Origin of the sequence: Luethyella okanaganae (assembly GCF_042660285.1) — a bacterium.
In the GTDB taxonomy this organism is placed as follows: Bacteria; Actinomycetota; Actinomycetes; order Actinomycetales; family Microbacteriaceae; genus Luethyella; species Luethyella okanaganae.
Map to the genome: position 1 here is coordinate 25679 of NZ_JBHSTP010000001.1, position 14999 is coordinate 40677.

Annotated in this window: 17 protein-coding genes; 6 read left to right on the top strand and 11 right to left on the bottom strand. The window is 67.4% G+C overall.

What is annotated here, in order from left to right; translation table 11 throughout:
* Positions 1 to 41 precede the first annotated feature (41 nt).
* Both ACFQB0_RS00125 and ACFQB0_RS00130 read right to left on the bottom strand, forming a co-directional pair.
* Entirely contained in the window at positions 42 to 1052 is a 1011-nt protein-coding gene (locus ACFQB0_RS00125; RefSeq protein ID WP_386726040.1) for a sugar phosphate isomerase/epimerase family protein, read from the bottom strand.
* Complete coding sequence (locus ACFQB0_RS00130; RefSeq protein WP_386726043.1) at positions 1049 to 2248, bottom strand: Gfo/Idh/MocA family protein; 1200 nt, start codon at positions 2246 to 2248, stop codon at positions 1049 to 1051. Before ACFQB0_RS00130 ends, ACFQB0_RS00125 begins: the two co-directional genes overlap by 4 nt.
* Positions 2249 to 2378: 130 nt before the next feature.
* On the opposite strand from ACFQB0_RS00130, the gene ACFQB0_RS00135 reads away from it, so the two are divergent.
* Positions 2379 to 3404: a LacI family DNA-binding transcriptional regulator gene (locus ACFQB0_RS00135; RefSeq protein ID WP_386726046.1), complete on the top strand. Its 1026-nt coding sequence runs from the start codon at positions 2379 to 2381 to the stop codon at positions 3402 to 3404.
* Positions 3405 to 3502: 98 nt separating this feature from the next.
* On the opposite strand, the gene ACFQB0_RS00140 is transcribed toward ACFQB0_RS00135, so the two are convergent.
* On the bottom strand, positions 3503 to 3916 hold the full coding sequence (locus ACFQB0_RS00140) for an acyl-CoA thioesterase (RefSeq protein ID WP_386726049.1): 414 nt from the start codon (positions 3914 to 3916) through the stop codon (positions 3503 to 3505).
* Positions 3917 to 4041: 125 nt separating this feature from the next.
* Here ACFQB0_RS00140 and ACFQB0_RS00145 point away from each other — a divergent pair, with 125 nt between their 5' ends.
* A complete protein-coding gene (locus ACFQB0_RS00145) occupies positions 4042 to 4452 on the top strand; it encodes a tautomerase family protein (protein ID WP_386726051.1) in 411 nt (136 codons plus the stop codon).
* On the opposite strand, the gene ACFQB0_RS00150 is transcribed toward ACFQB0_RS00145, so the two are convergent.
* The 6 genes from ACFQB0_RS00150 to ACFQB0_RS00175 form a co-directional block, all read right to left on the bottom strand.
* Positions 4449 to 5210 (bottom strand): GntR family transcriptional regulator, encoded by a 762-nt coding sequence (locus ACFQB0_RS00150; protein ID WP_386726054.1) that lies wholly within the window; start codon positions 5208 to 5210, stop codon positions 4449 to 4451. The two genes, ACFQB0_RS00145 and ACFQB0_RS00150, sit on opposite strands and share 4 nt — an antisense overlap.
* Positions 5211 to 5331: 121 nt before the next feature.
* Positions 5332 to 7035: a cation:proton antiporter gene (locus ACFQB0_RS00155; protein WP_386726055.1), complete on the bottom strand. Its 1704-nt coding sequence runs from the start codon at positions 7033 to 7035 to the stop codon at positions 5332 to 5334.
* Positions 7036 to 7311: 276 nt separating this feature from the next.
* Positions 7312 to 7503, bottom strand: a complete 192-nt coding sequence (locus ACFQB0_RS00160) for a DUF1918 domain-containing protein (protein ID WP_386726058.1) — start codon at positions 7501 to 7503, stop codon at positions 7312 to 7314.
* 183 nt (positions 7504 to 7686) lie between these two features.
* Positions 7687 to 8109 carry a hypothetical protein gene (locus tag ACFQB0_RS00165; protein WP_386726060.1) on the bottom strand — a complete coding sequence of 141 codons (423 nt, stop codon included), beginning with the start codon at positions 8107 to 8109 and terminating at the stop codon, positions 7687 to 7689.
* Positions 8110 to 8112: 3 nt separating this feature from the next.
* Positions 8113 to 8580, bottom strand: a complete 468-nt coding sequence (locus ACFQB0_RS00170; RefSeq protein WP_386726062.1) for a hypothetical protein — start codon at positions 8578 to 8580, stop codon at positions 8113 to 8115.
* Between the two features lie 378 nt (positions 8581 to 8958).
* Positions 8959 to 9870 (bottom strand): Vgb family protein, encoded by a 912-nt coding sequence (locus ACFQB0_RS00175; RefSeq protein ID WP_386726065.1) that lies wholly within the window; start codon positions 9868 to 9870, stop codon positions 8959 to 8961.
* Positions 9871 to 10008: 138 nt separating this feature from the next.
* On the opposite strand from ACFQB0_RS00175, the gene ACFQB0_RS00180 reads away from it, so the two are divergent.
* From ACFQB0_RS00180 to ACFQB0_RS00195, 4 genes are all read left to right on the top strand, one after another.
* Positions 10009 to 10632 (top strand): DUF937 domain-containing protein, encoded by a 624-nt coding sequence (locus ACFQB0_RS00180; protein WP_386726066.1) that lies wholly within the window; start codon positions 10009 to 10011, stop codon positions 10630 to 10632.
* Between the two features lie 120 nt (positions 10633 to 10752).
* The gene (locus ACFQB0_RS00185) at positions 10753 to 11199 is read left to right on the top strand and encodes an FAS1-like dehydratase domain-containing protein (RefSeq protein WP_386726068.1); all 447 of its coding nucleotides are present in this window, start codon (positions 10753 to 10755) and stop codon (positions 11197 to 11199) included.
* A 140-nt stretch (positions 11200 to 11339) separates the two neighbouring features.
* Entirely contained in the window at positions 11340 to 11762 is a 423-nt protein-coding gene (locus ACFQB0_RS00190; protein ID WP_386729562.1) for a MaoC/PaaZ C-terminal domain-containing protein, read from the top strand.
* 35 nt (positions 11763 to 11797) lie between these two features.
* Positions 11798 to 13003, top strand: coding sequence for a UDP-N-acetylmuramate dehydrogenase (locus tag ACFQB0_RS00195; protein ID WP_386726069.1), 1206 nt, complete (start codon positions 11798 to 11800; stop codon positions 13001 to 13003).
* 150 nt (positions 13004 to 13153) lie between these two features.
* Here the strand turns inward: ACFQB0_RS00195 and ACFQB0_RS00200 are convergent, their stop codons facing one another.
* Both ACFQB0_RS00200 and ACFQB0_RS00205 read right to left on the bottom strand, forming a co-directional pair.
* Positions 13154 to 13789, bottom strand: a complete 636-nt coding sequence (locus ACFQB0_RS00200) for a response regulator (RefSeq protein ID WP_386726071.1) — start codon at positions 13787 to 13789, stop codon at positions 13154 to 13156.
* A complete protein-coding gene (locus ACFQB0_RS00205) occupies positions 13786 to 14961 on the bottom strand; it encodes a sensor histidine kinase (protein ID WP_386726073.1) in 1176 nt (391 codons plus the stop codon). Before ACFQB0_RS00205 ends, ACFQB0_RS00200 begins: the two co-directional genes overlap by 4 nt.
* Positions 14962 to 14999 lie beyond the last annotated feature (38 nt).

Sequence of the window (14999 nt, forward strand, 5' to 3'; positions counted from 1 at the left end):
GAAACGGACACACTCGGCGTAGCGGGCTACCGGAGTGGTCGTCATCGGATGAGCGACTCCGTGAGGGCCGCGTCGGCCCGCTTGAGGATGTCGGACGCCACCTCGAGTCCTTCGATGCGGCCGAGGGACACGTCTTCGTGCTCGATGTTCACGAGCATCTCTGGGTCCACCTCGTACAGCGCACGCAGGAACTCGGTCCAGAACTCCACGTCGTGACCCTTGCCGAGCGCGACGAAGTCCCACGCGGAGTCCTTCGGCCATTCGTTCGCCCACTCGTCGCCGCCCAGGTTGGTGCGTGGCTCCTCGGGGGAGAGCTTGCGGAACCTGTTGTCGAGCACGCCGTAGATCGAGGCGGCGGGGTTGATGCGCACATCCTTCGCGGCGGCCTGGAACACGAGCGGGCCGAGGTCGCGGACCACGGCCACCGGGTCCATCTGCTGCCAGAACAAGTGCGAGGCATCGAGTTCGACGCCGACGTTGGTGGCACCGGTGCGCTCGATGAGCTCGCGCATGTTGGCGGGGTTGAACACGACGTTCTGCGGGTGCAGTTCGAGGGCCACCTTCACGTCGAGGTCGCGCGCGAGCTTGTCGGTCTCGCTCCAGAACTCGGCTGCGACTCCCATCTGGTAGTCGATCGCGTCGAGCGCTGCGGAGTTCCAGGCGTTGACGATCCAGTTGGGGACCGTCGCGCCAGGCTCACCGCCGGGGAGGCCCGACATGGTGACGACGCGGTGCTGGCCGAGGCGGTTCGCGAGGCGGATCGAGCGCCGTACGTCCTCGGCATGAGCGTCTCCGATCGCTGAGTTCGGGTGCAGCGGATTGCCGTTGCAGTTGAGCCCGGCAATGGCGACGCCTGTTCCCTCGAAGATCGCGAGGTAGTCGTCGCGCGCCGCGTCGCTCTCGAGGATCTCGTCGAAGGTGGGGATGTGCACGGCCGGGAGGAATCCGCCCGAGTTGATCTCGATTCCCGTGAGACCGAGATCGGCGACGACCTTCAGCGCCTCGGGGAGGGACCGGTCGTGCAGGATCGCGTTGTAGACGCCGAGTCTCATCGTCGCTCTCCTTCGCTCGCGATGGAGACGGTCGCGCCGCCGTTCTCGGCCGACTCGGCGACCGCGCCGAGCAGTTCCATGTTGTGGACGCCTTCGTCGAAGGTGGCGCAGCGTGGCAGCGACTCCTCCTCGGGGATACCGGCGACCTCTTCGAGGAAGGCGCGGGCCTGGTAGCCGAATGCGTCGTTCTGGCCGAAGCCCACGCTCGGAGCGTCCATCGCGAGACCGCCCGCGATGTAGGGGTGGGCCGGCCCCAGGATGACCTGGCGGTAGCCGTTCTGCGCGCCTTCGCCCTCGTTGAGGAAGAGCTCGATCTCGGCCGGACGGCGCTGGTTGAAGCGCGCCGCACCGTTCTCGCAGAAGACCTCGAGGATGAGGCTGTTGGCGTGTCCGGCTGCGACGCGCGACACCTCGAAGCCGCCGACGCCGGTGCCGAAGGATGCGGAGAACGCGGCGTAATCATCGTTCTCGACCTTTTCGTACACGTTGCTGACGGCGCTGTGGTCGTGACCGAGCACGGCGCCGATGGGGAGAGGACGCTCCTGGATGACGGTGCTCAGCCGTCCCCCGCTCACCGAGGTGATGTCACCGCAAAGGAACTCGGAGACGTAGGCGAGGTGGCTGCCGACATCGGCGAGGGCACCGGAACCCAGGCCGCCCTTGTAACGCCAGCTCATCGGGGCGTGGGGGCTCGATGCGTAGTCGGTCCAGTAACGGCCGCTGAAGTGCAGGACGTCGCCGAGCACGCCCGACCGGATGAGGTCGCGGATGTAGACGATGCCCGGGGTGCGGCGAAAGGTGAAGCCGACGCGGGCGAGCGTCGGGGCGCCGTTCGCCGTCGCAGCCATCGCACGGGCATCCTCGATGGTGTCGCTGAGAGGCTTCTCGCACAAGACGTGCTTGCCGGCGGAGAGGAGTCCCTCGACGACCTCGCGGTGCAGCGAGTTGGCGATGACGACGCTCACGACGTCGATGTCGTCGGCCTCGGCGATGGCCTGCCATGATGGGTCGGTGCGCTCGTAACCGAAGCGACGGGCGGCGAGACCGCCGAACTCCGGGTTGACGTCGCCGATCGACACGAGCCGGATCTTCGGCAATGTCGGGTTGTAGAGCGTCGAGGCGGTGCGGTAGGCAGCGGCGTGGGCCTTGCCGGCCATTCCCGCGCCGATGACGGCGACGCCAAGAGACTCTGGCATGGGCATTCTCCTTTGAACTGTGGGGGAGGTCGGCCGTTTCCCGACCTACCGTTGGAGCGCTACAATAGGATCGTACTCACGTAATAATGTCCTGTCAAAGATAAAGAAATATTCGTCGTAAGGATTCACGATGTCGCTGGGCATGGATCGGCCTCGGCCCACGATCTACGACGTCGCCCACCGCGCCGGAGTGTCCAAATCGCTCGTCTCCCTCGTCTTGCAGGGTTCTTCGCGCGTCAGCGAGCACCGCAGGGCAGCCGTCCAAGAGGCGATCGACGCGCTCGGCTACCGTCCCAGTCGGGCCGCTGCCGCGCTCGCCGGCAATCGCACGAAGAGCATCGGCATTGTCATCGACGACTTCAGGAACCTCTGGTTCGTCGACCTGCTCGAGGGGGTGCGCGAAGTGCTCCGCGGCCCCGGTTTCCATGTGACCGTCGCGGACGCCCAGCTCAACTCGCATCTGGAACGGTCGCCGGCCGACGGCTTTCTCGCGGCCAACGTCGAGGGACTCGTCATCGCGGGAGAGCCGAGTCTCGCCGCGGGCGCCGGATATCCCGTGCCGACGGTCGTCGTGGGCGGCCGTGAGCGAGGCATCCCAGGGGCGGACGTCGTCGCTAACGACGACGAGGCAGGCGCCGCTCTCGCGGTCGGGCATCTCCTGGACCTCGGTCACACGCGCATCGGCCATCTCACAGGCTCCGGAGGTGCTGCTTCGCTTCGTGCGGCGTCGTTCGAGCGCACGATCCGCGACGCCGGGCTCGAGCCTCGGATCTCAGGGCATGGACAGCGCACCACCGAGGGAGGCGGATATGCCGGGGCGTGTGAGCTCTTCGAGCGATTCCCTGACACCACCGCCGTATTCGCCGCCAACGACATCATGGCGATCGGCGCGCTCGCCGCCATCCGGGAGCGGGGGTTGTCGGTGCCGCGAGACGTATCGGTGATCGGCTACGACGATTCCCCGCTCGCGAGTGCGCGCTACCTCTCGCTGACCTCCATTGACGACGGGAGTGTCGACGTCGGTCGGGAGGCTGCGCGTCTCTTGCTGGCTCGCATCGAGGACGGCACCCGAGAGCCGGAGCGATCGCTCATCGAGCCCCGACTGGCGCTGCGCGATTCCACGAGCCGGCCATCGACCGATGGCAGGAGCTCGTGAGGCGGAACGGAAGGCGGGCGAGATGACGCCGATCATGACGCTTTCGCGCGAACGCGGTGTCGATGGCGTCGGAAGGTCTGGCGGGTCGAGTGCTGGCCTCACTCCGGCCGTTGCGAGGGGATGCGATCTCGTTCGTAGGTGATCTCGGCATAGCCGTGCGGGGTGGGGAGCCCCGTCTCGTCGAGGTTGACGAACACGATCTTGTCGATCGTGAGGATGCTCGAGCGGGTGATCATGTTGCGCACTTCGGCGCGCATGGTGATCGAGGTGCGTCCGAAGGTCGTCGCAACGAGGCCGATCTCGATGAGGTCGCCCTGCTGGGCCGAACTGACGAACACGATCTCTGAGATGTACTTGGTGACGACGCGGTGGTTGCCGAGCTGGAGCACGCTGTAGACGACGGCCTCCTCGTCGATCCAGCGAAGCAGACTGCCGCCGAAGAGCGTGCCGTTTGCGTTGAGGTCTTCCGGGCGCACCCATTTGCGCGTGTAGAAGTTCAGTTCCGGCTTCATGTGCTGACATTAGCACAAATAGCCGGATGAATTGAGAGGCGAACGATGCTCCGGAAGCGGCCTTGCATCCGAGCATCGATAATGTAATAATGTCCTGACAAACTAAAGATCGAGAAAGGATCCCTATGCCGCTCGTGCGCATCGACCTCAACCGGGGTCGCACTCCCGAGGCCGTCCGGTCGATCGCCGACGCCATCCACGACGCCATCGTCGAGGTGTACGGGATCCCCGTGCGCGATCGTTTCCAGGTGATCACCCAGCACGACCCAGGCGCCCTCATCGCCGAGGATGCCGGTCTCGGCTTTGAGCGCGACGACCACCTCGTCATCATCCAGATCTTCACTCAAAGGGGTCGTTCCGATGAGACGAAGCAGAGACTCTACGCGCGCATCGCGGAGTCGCTCGCAAGCGCGGGGGTTCCCGGGGAGGACGTCTTCATCGGCTACGTCGAGAACGGTCCGCAGGACTGGTCCTTCGGCTTCGGTCGCGCTCAATACCTCACGGGCGAGTTGGGGATCCCCTCAGCGGTCGCTTAGCGGTTGACGAGCGTCGCCTCGAAGGAATACAGGTCGGGGCGGTAGCAGTGGTGACCCCACTCGACCGCGACGCCGGCGTTGTCGAAGGCGGTTCGATCCATCGTGAGGAGTGCTCCCTGCCTCGAGATGCCGAGCAGTGCGGCCTCCTCCGTCGTGGCCGATCGCGCGCTGATTCGCTGTCGCGCGATCCGCATCGTCACGCCACGCCCGCGCAGCACCTGGTAGAGGCCGTGGTCGACGAGCTCGCTTTCGCCGATGTCGATGAACGGCTCCGGGAGGAAGTTCTCGAGGATCGCCACGGGGGTTTCGTCGGCGGTTCTCAGCCGTCGCAGGTGGAGCACTGGCGATCCTTTCTCGACGGCGAGGGATTCGGCGAGCTCGCCATCGGCCTCAGTGACCTCATGCAGGAGCAGTCGCGTCTTCGGGTGCTTGTTGCCGCGTGCGAGGTCTTCATAGAGGCTCGTGAGCTCGAGGTCCCGCGTCACCTTGCCTTGCACGACCTGCGTGCCGATTCCCCGCCGCCGTACGAGCAGCCCTTTGTCGACGAGTTCTTGGATGGCACGGCGGATGGTGGGGCGGGAGAGGCCCAGCCGCTCGCCGAGGGCGATCTCGTTCTCGATCCTTGCTCCGGGGCGCAGTTCGCCATCGTGAATCGCAGCCTCTATCCGGCTCGCCACCTGATAGTAGAGCGGCATCGGCCCAGAACGGTCCATGTCCATGAAGACGGACCTGGGAAGGATGTTCGTGGAATCGTTCATCGGAGTCCTTCCGCGTGGTCGTGTGACAGTCGTATGACACAGGTGCGACAGCTCGCTTTGTTGTGACATTAGCACGAGATTGTCATATTGTCCTGCCTCGATCGCGCCGATGGACGACCGCTCAGTTCTCGAACTTGGAGTCCTCGATGTCGAGGATTCTCTGCACCGCTGTGATCGCATCGGAGCTGTAGAGACCGGCGGCATGCGCGTCGAGGAGCTCGTCCCGCGCAGTCTCGCGCATGCGCTGGTCGATGATGAAGTACTGGGACCGCGCGTCGATGGCACCCGACTCGCCGTCCGTCAGCTCGATGCGCTCCGGTCGCGTGTATCGAGCGCGGAGGGCCTCGACGAGGCTGGGATCGGCCGGGCGTCCGTCGACCGTGGTCTTCTCGCGGTCGTCCAGCATCGCCACCGCGGCCTGATTGACCGCGTCGAGCAGCGACCGGATCTCCTCGCGTCGCGCCTCGCCTCCGTCGCCGGAGATCTTCGTCGCGCGGATGACCCACGGCAGAGAGCCGCCCAGCGCGACGAGAGTCGTCAGGGCGACGGTAAACGCGACGAGGATGAGAGTGGCTCGGAAAGGCGTGTCAGCAGGCAGCGATTGAGCAGCCGCGAGGGTGACCACCCCGCGCATCCCCGCCCAGGAGATGACGACGCTTCCCCTCCAGCTCAGACCCTGTTTCTGGTAGAAGTCGTTATCCGCAGAGGATCGCACGAGCCGGCGTCGGACCATGGACGTGCGCCGTTTCTCTCTCGAGGTGGTGGGTGTCGTGGCGTCCAGTCTCTGCTGAACCCCGTCGAGCCGCCCCCCGGCGATCTCAATGCCCTTGCGCTCCCAACTGCGCAGAAGCGCCAGCTGCGGAATGACGAAGGCGAAGCGGATCGCGATGACCGTAGCGGTGAGCAGCAGACCGATGAGAACGGCCGATGGCAGTCCTCCCGACTCCCTCGAGACCTCGTCGATGAGTCCTCGGAGTTCCAGACCCATCACGAGGAAGACCCCGTGCTCCAGGATGAATTGGACGGTGTTCCAGTTCGTATGGTCGTTGATGCGCTGGCTCGCCGCGAACCGCCGTGCGCCCCGGTGGCCGGTCACGAGACCCGCGACGACGACGGCGAGCACACCGGATGCGCCCAGACGCTCGGCGGGCAAAAAGGCGATGAAAGGGATGGCGAAGGAAATCGTCGTCGTCACGACGGGCTCGCTCAGCCGGGCCCTGATCGCGACGGACACGAATCCGACGACGAGTCCGATGCCGATGGCGACGACCACGGCGTAGACGAAATCGGCCGCGATCGACAACAAGCTCACAGCCCCGGCCGCGGCGGCGAGGGCCGACCTCAACAGCACGAGTGCTGAGGCGTCGTTCACGAGACTCTCGCCCTCGAGCACGGTGACGAGGCGCCCGGGAAGGCCGAGCCGTCTCGCGATCGAGGTCGCGGCCACGGCGTCGGTGGGGCTGACGACCGCGCCGAGGGCGATCGCGGTGGGAAGGCCGAGCGCGGGGATCAGCGCGTAGAGCACCAGTCCGCACAGCGCGGAGGTGACGACGACGAGCGTGACCGACAAGCCCGTGATCGCGCGAAGGTTGCGACGGAAATCGGTCATGGGAACCTTCACCGCCGCCGAGTAGAGCAACAGGGGGAGGATGCCGGCGAGGACCCACTCCGGGTTGATCCCCACCTCCGGCACTCCGGGGAGGTAGCCGATCCCGATGCCCATGAGCAGCAGGATGAGCACAGAAGCCATGCCGGTCTTGCGGGCGACCACTGCCGCGACGACGATGAGTGCGATGGCGATGACGCCCAGGACATCCGGTCCCACTCGCATCCCTCCCGTCGGTGCGCCCTCGTCGAGCGCGGTCCGCGTCCACGCTACCGGTCGACGATCGCCCCTGTGGAATCCCGGGGGAACCGACGGCATGCGGATCGCTGAGGTGCGGGCGTCGTCTCGCCGTCTACCGTGTCCGGAATCCCGTCACCGCACTCAGACGCTGCTCCTGCGGACGATCTCGGCTCGCCGTCCGGTGGCGTTTGTCTGCACCGCAGTGCTCACCGCGAGAGGACTGCCGGGCGGACGGATGCAGCGCGCAGGGCGTGTCTAGCTCGCGTCGGCTGGCTCGACGATGCAGTCCGGTCCGGGGTAGACAAGGCTCTCGTGACCGTCGTCGAAACGCACGAGAAACGGTGGACCGCCGTTGCCTCCGCGTACCTCGATGACCTTACCGTGGCGGTCGGGGGCACCGACCGATCGACTGCGAATGGTGATTCGCGCGCCAGCTATCGCTTGCATGGCAGCCACCTCCTTTGGCGCAAGGCTACGCTGCTTCCGTCCTGAGCACGAGGGGTGGGCGTGGAATGCCCAGGGGTCTCAGAGTGACCGTGCTGGCTCCGTTGTTGCGCTCGGCCGGAGTCGCCATCCGCGTCGCGTGCCGACTCGGCATCGTGCGAAGTCGTCGACACGCGAATGCGGATCTCAGCCGAGCATGAGGGCGTCGGGGTCATCCGGGCTCACCCGGAAAGGGTAGACCGCTCCCGGTTGCCACCCCGAGAGCGCGGCTTCGGCGATCACCGTCTGGTAGACGGTGCGATAGGTCTGCCGATCGGGGAGCGTCACGTCGAGCTCGACCGCGTACACGGTGGTGCCAGCGACGCGCTTGCCCGTGTCGCTCACGGTGACGACCCGGCCTGATCCCTGGATCATGCTCCCGTACATCATCATGTTCAGGAACGGGTTCGCGGTCGCCGCACCGTGCGTTCCCGGTGCCTCGCCGGGTTTCACCCCCGCGAACTGCTCCGCGAGGTCGGCGGACTGGCGCAGGTTCTCGGCATAGTCCATGTTCGCCGTTTGCTGCAGGCCGGCCTTGCCGAGCCGGAAGAGGTCGCGGAAGACTCCCATCGCTCAGCTCGTGAACGCGGTCTTCGTCGGATCGGCCGGGTCGACCTTGATGTCGTGCACGGTCCCCGCGGCATAGCTGGCGAGCACCTGCGGCGGCACCATCTCCCGCTTCTGCACCGTGTACGGCTCCCGCCCAGGCAGGGTGACCTCGATCTCGAGGTGGAACCAGGGGTTGCCGGCCGTGCGCTCGCCACTATCGACGCTGCTGCGAATGATGGAGGAGCCGGGCTCGCCGATGGCGATGATGCGGTTGAGCTCCTGCCCGTACGCGTTGAGCACATCGTGGTCCGCAGTCATGCTCGCGCGGACCTCGCTCGCATTGGCCATGGTCACGGGGGATCCGTCGGTGTAGCCGGCGTCGCGCAGCGACTGGTTTGCCAGCTCCTGCGCGAGGCGCGCCTGCTCGGCCAGATCAGGGGTGTTGCCCGCCGCCGCCCCGAAGGCGCCCTTCGCCTTGTCGAACAGTCCCATGGTCTTCTCGCTTTCGTCCTGGACGGTGTCGGCGTGACGCTCGATGAGCGTCTTCGACGCATGCCCCCACTACAGGGGTGACCCTCGTCGGTTCATTCTTGCAAACGGATGCGTTCGTGAACAGGGCGCGATTCAGAAGCTTCGATGAACACGCGTCCGAGGGGAGCCTCGATGGACTCGCGTCTCAGGAGGCGTCCGCCGCGAGCAGCGTTGAGCCGTGCTCCGCGTCGTGCACGATGAGCGGTGCGAGCGTCGCCCGGCCGACGTCGCGCATCCGTCCTGGCCAGGAAGGCGAGCACGCCCTGGCGCGAGATTGCGCCGAACTCGACGACTCCGGTGGACCCCGTGTCTTCGTCGGGGTGGGCCGCGGGCTGCGAGTCAGTGGATCTCGGCGAGGGCTCCCATTCCGAGGGCGACCCAGACGGTCCCGTCGGGCGCGACGGCGAGACCACGGGGTTCGCTGTCTGGCGTCGGAAGGTCGACGAGTTCGATCGACGTCTCGCCGTCGGTCCCCGCAACAATGCGGCCCACCTGATTGGAGCCCCACAGGGTGAACCAGCATCCCCCGGCAGGATCGGCGGTGATCGCGTGCGGCTTCGATGCCCGGTCTGGCAGTGCGAACTCGGTGATCGCGCCATCGCGACCGACGCGGCCGAGCTGCCCGGCCAGGGGTTCTGTGAACCAGACCGTTCCGTCGTCGGCCACGGCGATCCCGGCGGGTCCTGCGGCAGGGGTCGGCAACGGCATGAGCCGTACGGCGGCATCCCCGCCACGGATGTGTCCGATCGCGTTCTCCTGGGTGAGCGTGAACCAGAGACCCTCGCCGGATGCCGCGATCATCGATGCCGTTCCACCGCTCGTGCCGAGCGGGAACTCGGTGACCCGTCCGAGGATGTCGATGCGGCCGACGGCATCCGCTGTCATCTCGGTGAACCACGCGGTGCCGTCCGAGAGCGATGTGATGCCGAAGGGGCCTGCGTTCTCGGTCGGCACCGCGATCGTGGTGAGCACCTCAGCACCGGATCCGGTCGTGCCGACGCGCAGGATGCGGTTTCCGGTCGTGTCGGTGGCCCATACGGAATCCTCCGTCGCGGCCACGAGCAGCGACGGCCGACTGGGGCCGCTCTCGATGCGCGCCGTTGTGACGGTGCCGTTCGGGTCTCGCCGGCAGACCGCCCCGTCGTTGACGAGGGTGAACCACACCGCGGCGTCGCCCGTGACCGCGACGCCGTAAGGCCCCGAGGAGGCCTCGGCGAGGCGGTGCTCGGAGACCGTGCGGGTGGAGATCATGGTCTTCAGCGTAGGCGGTGCTGTGGATGGCGGTGCTGTGGATGGCGGTGCCGCGCGCGGAGCCTTCCGCACGACTCAGCTCCACGCTACTGTGAGCGTGCGGGTGTCACAGCGGATACCCACCGAAAGGACTCCGGCATGTCTTCTCTTGACGACCTCTTCTCCCAGATCCCGATCGGCGACATCGCCAAGAAGCTCGGCGTCGACGAAGCGACGGCGGAGTCCGCGGTCAAGGACGCGCTTCCGGCTCTCGTCGGCGGTATGGGGGCGAACGCGGCAGACCCGGCCGGTGCCGCATCGCTCGAGAAGGCCCTCTCCAACCACACCGGCACGCTCGTCGAGGGCGGCGTGAACGTCGACGACATCGACGAGGAGGACGGCGCGAAGATCGTGCGCAATGTGTTCGGCGACAACAAGGACCGGGTGGTCGCCGCGCTCGACACCAAGCAGGGTGGTGGGGCCGGCGCCATCATCGGCCAGCTCCTGCCGATCCTCGCACCGATCGTGATCAGCTTTCTCGCCAAGCAGTTCCAGAGCAAGCAGGCTGCGCCCGCCGAGCAGCAGGCAGCGGGTGGCGGCAGCGGCGAGCTGCTCGGCGGTCTGCTCGGCGGTCTGCTCGGCGGCGGCTCCGGCGGCGGCTCCGGCGGTGCGGGCGGTGGCATCGGCGACCTCGTTGGCGGTCTGCTGGGCGGCGGCTCCGGCGGTGCGGGTGGCGGCATCGGCGGTCTGCTCGGCGGTCTGCTCGGTGGCGGCAAGCGCTGAGGCGGTCCGGGCGAGAGAAGCTGCTCGTGCGGGTAGTCGCGCCTGTCCGCATCGATGACGCTCGTGCTCGGAACCGAAGTGGCACAGCGACGCCTGCCTGCGCCTCTTAGACTTGTGGGCGTGTCAGTGAATCCAGAACTGCAGGGTCGGGTCTTCGCGCCGACCGCTCCCTATCTGGTGGGTCGCGAAAAGGTGCGCGAGTTCGCACGCGCGGTGTTCGCCACCAACCCCATCAACCTCGACCCGGATGCCGCACGCGCGGCCGGCCACGCCGACGTGGTCGCCCCGCCGACATTCGCCGTGGTCGTTCAGGAGCTCACGCTAGCCCAACTGCTCGCCGAGCCCGACGCGGGCATCGATTTCTCACGGGTTGTTCATGGCGATCAGCGTTTCAGCTACACGCGGCCGATCGTCGCCGGCGACGAGCTCACGGCGACGCTGACGGTGTCGAGCGTCAAGACGCTCGGCGCCCACGCGATGGTGACGGCGGAGTCGCAGATCACGGATGCCGAGGGCGAGCATGTCGTGACCGCGGTATCCACGCTTGTGGTGAGGGGCGAGGAGTGATGGTTTCGCCAAGCTTGGCCGGCGAGTCGGACTCGACCGACGGATCGGGCTTGGCCGGCGAGTCGGACTCGACCGGCGTTGTGGCATCGCCCCGGGGTGGGGCGGACGCATCGGGTGGGGCGGATGCATCCGGCGGGCCGGTGGCTCCGCGCCTCGATGACCTCGTGGTCGGCGACATCGTCGCAGAGGCCTCGTTCTCTCTCACACGAGACTCGCTCGTGCGCTACGCCGGCGCATCCGGCGACTTCAACTCGATCCATTATCGCGACGACGTCGCCACGACGGTCGGCCTGCCGGGGGTGATCGCCCACGGCATGCTCACGATGGGACTCGCGGTGCAGCCGGTCACGGACTGGGTGGGTGACCCGGGGCGGATCGTCGACTACCAGGTGCGCTTCACCCGGCCGATCGTCGTGGGACCGGCTGCCGCGGCAGCGGTGACCGTGCTGGCCAGGGTCGGACAGCTCGACGCCGAGGCATCCATCGCGCGTATCGACCTCACCGTCACCTTCGACGGGCAGACAGTGCTGGGCAAGGCTCAGGCGCGAGTGGACCTCGCCTGAGTGCCGGCGGACCGATCGAACGAACGACGGAGACGATGACCCCGGAGAACGCCGGACAGGAACCGATCGCACTCGCCGAACTGACGACGATGCGCGTCGGCGGCGTGCCGGCTCACATGGTGACCGCGACGACGCAGCGCGACCTCATCGACGCCGCTCGCGCCGTGTGGGCAAGCGGTGGGGAGTGGCTCGTCATCGGCGGCGGTTCGAACACGGTCGCGAGCGATGACGGTTTCGAGGGAACCGTGATTCGCGTCGCCACGCGTGGGATCGAGATCCTGCCTGCGACCGTGGCGGAACCGGGCGTCGTGCGCGTGCGCGTGCAGGCCGGCGAACCGTGGGACGAACTCGTGGTCTACACGGTCGGCCGCGGCTGGTCGGGCATCGAGGCGCTCTCGGGCATTCCCGGCTCGACCGGTGCGGCTCCCGTGCAGAACATCGGCGCTTACGGGCAGGAGCTCTCGACGAGTCTCGTCGCGATCGACTTCCTCGACTATGCGACGGGCGAAGTGCTGCGCCTGGACGCCGCCGCCCTCGGACTGGACTATCGCACCTCTGTGCTCAAGCAGGGATTGCAGGGGATCGTGCTGACCGTCGAGCTTGCGTTGCACGACACCGCCGAGGAGCGGGCCGTTCTCGGCCAGCCACTCGGCCGGCCGGTCGGCTACGCTCAGTTGGCCGGCGCGCTCGGCGTGCAACTGGGGGACAGGGTCGCGATCACTGACGTGCGTGACGCTGTGCTCGTGCTGCGTGCCTCGAAAGGCATGGTGCTCAACCCGGACGACCCCGACACGTGCAGCGCCGGCTCCTTCTTCACCAATCCGATCGTGCGTGAGAGCTTCGCACGCACCCTGCCCTCCGACGCGCCGCGTTGGCCGCTCGAACCGGACGAACCGGATGTGGTCATGCCCATCGGCTCCCTCGTGTCGGGCACCCCGCTCGACGCCTTCGTGGCTCTGCAGGCGGAGTCCGCCGTCTCGGAGCATGCCGGCCCGGTCGGCGAACGGCTGGTGAAGCTGTCGGCGGCGTGGCTCATCGAGAACGCAGGCATCCGTCGCGGTTTCCAACTGCCCGGCTCACGGGCTGCGGTCTCCGGCAAGCACACGCTCGCGATCACGAACACGGGCGGGGCCACTGCCGAGGAGATCGCGCAACTCGCGCGGTTCGTGCAGGGCCGGGTGCAGGCGGAGTTCGGTATCACGCTACAGCCGGAGCCCGTGCTCGTCGGCATCACTCTCTAGTCTTTAGTCTTTCCTGCCGCTTCGCTCGCCGCTTCGCTCGCCGCTCGCGGTGCCCGCCCCAGCCCCTGAACCGGCAGCAGGTGCCGTTATCGACAGCTGATAAGGGCCACTACTGCCGGTTCACGTTTCTGGACGTCGAATTCGTCCGGCTCAGAGCAGACCGAGCTCCATCGCCCGCGTCACGGCGCGCGTGCGGTCACTCACCTCGAGCTTCTCGAAGACGTGCGCGAGGTGCGTCTTCACAGTGGCCTCGCCGATGAAGAGGCCTGCAGCGATCTGCGGGTTGCTCAGGCCCGTTCCGACGAGCCGCAGCACCTCGAGCTCGCGCGCCGAGAGACGCTGAGTCGGCCTGCCCTGGATCGCGGCATCCGCCCGCACCCGCTGCACGAGCCTCGCAGCGATCGAGGGGGCGAGAACGGTCTGCCCGCCCGCGACCGAGAGCACACCCTCGATGATCTCCTCCTGCGGCGCGGCTTTGAGCAGGTAGCCGCTCGCGCCGGCCTCGATCGCACCGAGGATGTTGTCGTCGTTCTCGTACGTCGTGAGGATGAGCACCTTGCACGACGGATCATCGGCGAGGATCAGCGCCGTCGCCTGTGCGCCGTCGAGCAGCGGCATGCGCAGGTCCATGAGCACGAGGTCCGGACGCAATAAGGCGGCCAGGGTCACCGCCTCGGCGCCGTCGCCCGCCTCGCCGACGACCTCGATGCCGGATGCGGCCCCGAGCAGTCCTACGATGCCGCCGCGCACGATCGGATGGTCGTCGACGACGAGCACCCGGATCACGGCGCGACTCCCGACGACGAGTGCGCGGGCACGAGCACGGTCAGTACGGCGCCGCGGTCCGTTCCGGGCCCGACCGTGAGGGTTCCGCCGACGAGTCCGACTCGGTCGCGCATGCCGCTCAGCCCGAAGCCGGTCTCTCGCCCAGGCTCGTAGTCGCCGAGGCCCCGTCCATCGTCGCTGACCACGAGTGCGATCTCGCTCCCGCGGTGTTCGATGAGCACCGACGCGGCCTCGGCCCGTGAATGCTTCCGCACATTGGCGAGCCCCTCCTGTGCGCACCGCAGCAACACGACCTCGACATCGCGATCCAATCCGGTGGCCGCCACCCGCGGCGTGACCAGGATGCCGGTTTCCCGCTGGAAGCGCTCCGCCAGCCGTTCGACGGTGTCGGTGAGCGTCGAGTCGCCGACCGTGACCGACGACATCGAGACGACGAGCGTCCTGGCCTCGGTGAGGGCGTCCCTCGCCGTCGTCTCGATCAGGTCGAGGCTCCCCTCGGTCGCCGTGGTGCCGGGAACGGCGGCGAGCTCGGTCCTGGCGCGCTGCGCGAGCATGACGAGGCTCGTGAGGTTCTGAGCGATGGTGTCGTGGATCTCGCGGGCGAGCCGTTCCCGCTCGCTCGCGACACCCGAGTCCCGATGGAGTGCCGCCAGCTCGTCCTGAACGGCCACCAGCTCTTCGAGCAGCTTCGCCCGCTCGCTGCCGTACCGTTCGATGCTCGTGATCCAGAGTCCGAGTGAGATGCTGAACACGAGCGACAGGCCTGCGGCGACGAGTCCGGGCGCGATGGCCTCCATCCCGCCGCGGATCGTGGAGGCGACAAACACTCCGAGCGCGGCGAGCGAGTTCGTGACGATGGCCATGCGCGTCGACAGGGCGATCACCCAGAGGCACGGGTAGACGACCGCTTGCAAGATGGCGAGCATCGGGTCGAAGTACGAGCCGATGCTGACCGTGGCGATCAGGAGCGCCGAGAACACGACGTTGCGGGCGGTGGGCTCGGACCACAGGCGGTAGCGGCCGAAGGAGTAGTACGCGAGCCCGAGGGCGCCGAGTGTCGCGAGGGCTCCGGCCTCGCTCGCGTCGAGGGGCGGATCGTGCACGAGCACGAACATCGAGAGAAAGACGATGACCGCCGCGAATGCGGCATCCCACCACCGGCGAGACTCCATGCACCGGCGAGACTCCATGCACATACTCTTCCACGTCG

Excerpts from the sequence above, each read along its gene's own strand:
- ACFQB0_RS00165 (WP_386726060.1), bottom strand. The coding sequence starts at position 8,109 with ATGGGAGTCTTCCGCGACCTCTTCCGGCTCGGCAAGGCCGGCCTGCAG.
- ACFQB0_RS00150 (WP_386726054.1), bottom strand. The coding sequence starts at position 5,210 with ATGAACGATTCCACGAACATCCTTCCCAGGTCCGTCTTCATGGACATG.
- ACFQB0_RS00180 (WP_386726066.1), top strand. The coding sequence starts at position 10,009 with ATGTCTTCTCTTGACGACCTCTTCTCCCAGATCCCGATCGGCGACATC.
- ACFQB0_RS00170 (WP_386726062.1), bottom strand. The coding sequence starts at position 8,580 with ATGGGACTGTTCGACAAGGCGAAGGGCGCCTTCGGGGCGGCGGCGGGC.
- ACFQB0_RS00125 (WP_386726040.1), bottom strand. The coding sequence starts at position 1,052 with ATGAGACTCGGCGTCTACAACGCGATCCTGCACGACCGGTCCCTCCCC.
- ACFQB0_RS00140 (WP_386726049.1), bottom strand. The coding sequence starts at position 3,916 with ATGAAGCCGGAACTGAACTTCTACACGCGCAAATGGGTGCGCCCGGAA.
- ACFQB0_RS00135 (WP_386726046.1), top strand. The coding sequence starts at position 2,379 with ATGTCGCTGGGCATGGATCGGCCTCGGCCCACGATCTACGACGTCGCC.
- ACFQB0_RS00145 (WP_386726051.1), top strand. The coding sequence starts at position 4,042 with ATGCCGCTCGTGCGCATCGACCTCAACCGGGGTCGCACTCCCGAGGCC.
- ACFQB0_RS00160 (WP_386726058.1), bottom strand. The coding sequence starts at position 7,503 with ATGCAAGCGATAGCTGGCGCGCGAATCACCATTCGCAGTCGATCGGTC.
- ACFQB0_RS00175 (WP_386726065.1), bottom strand. The coding sequence starts at position 9,870 with ATGATCTCCACCCGCACGGTCTCCGAGCACCGCCTCGCCGAGGCCTCC.
- ACFQB0_RS00195 (WP_386726069.1), top strand. The coding sequence starts at position 11,798 with ATGACCCCGGAGAACGCCGGACAGGAACCGATCGCACTCGCCGAACTG.
- ACFQB0_RS00205 (WP_386726073.1), bottom strand. The coding sequence starts at position 14,961 with ATGGAGTCTCGCCGGTGGTGGGATGCCGCATTCGCGGCGGTCATCGTC.
- ACFQB0_RS00130 (WP_386726043.1), bottom strand. The coding sequence starts at position 2,248 with ATGCCAGAGTCTCTTGGCGTCGCCGTCATCGGCGCGGGAATGGCCGGC.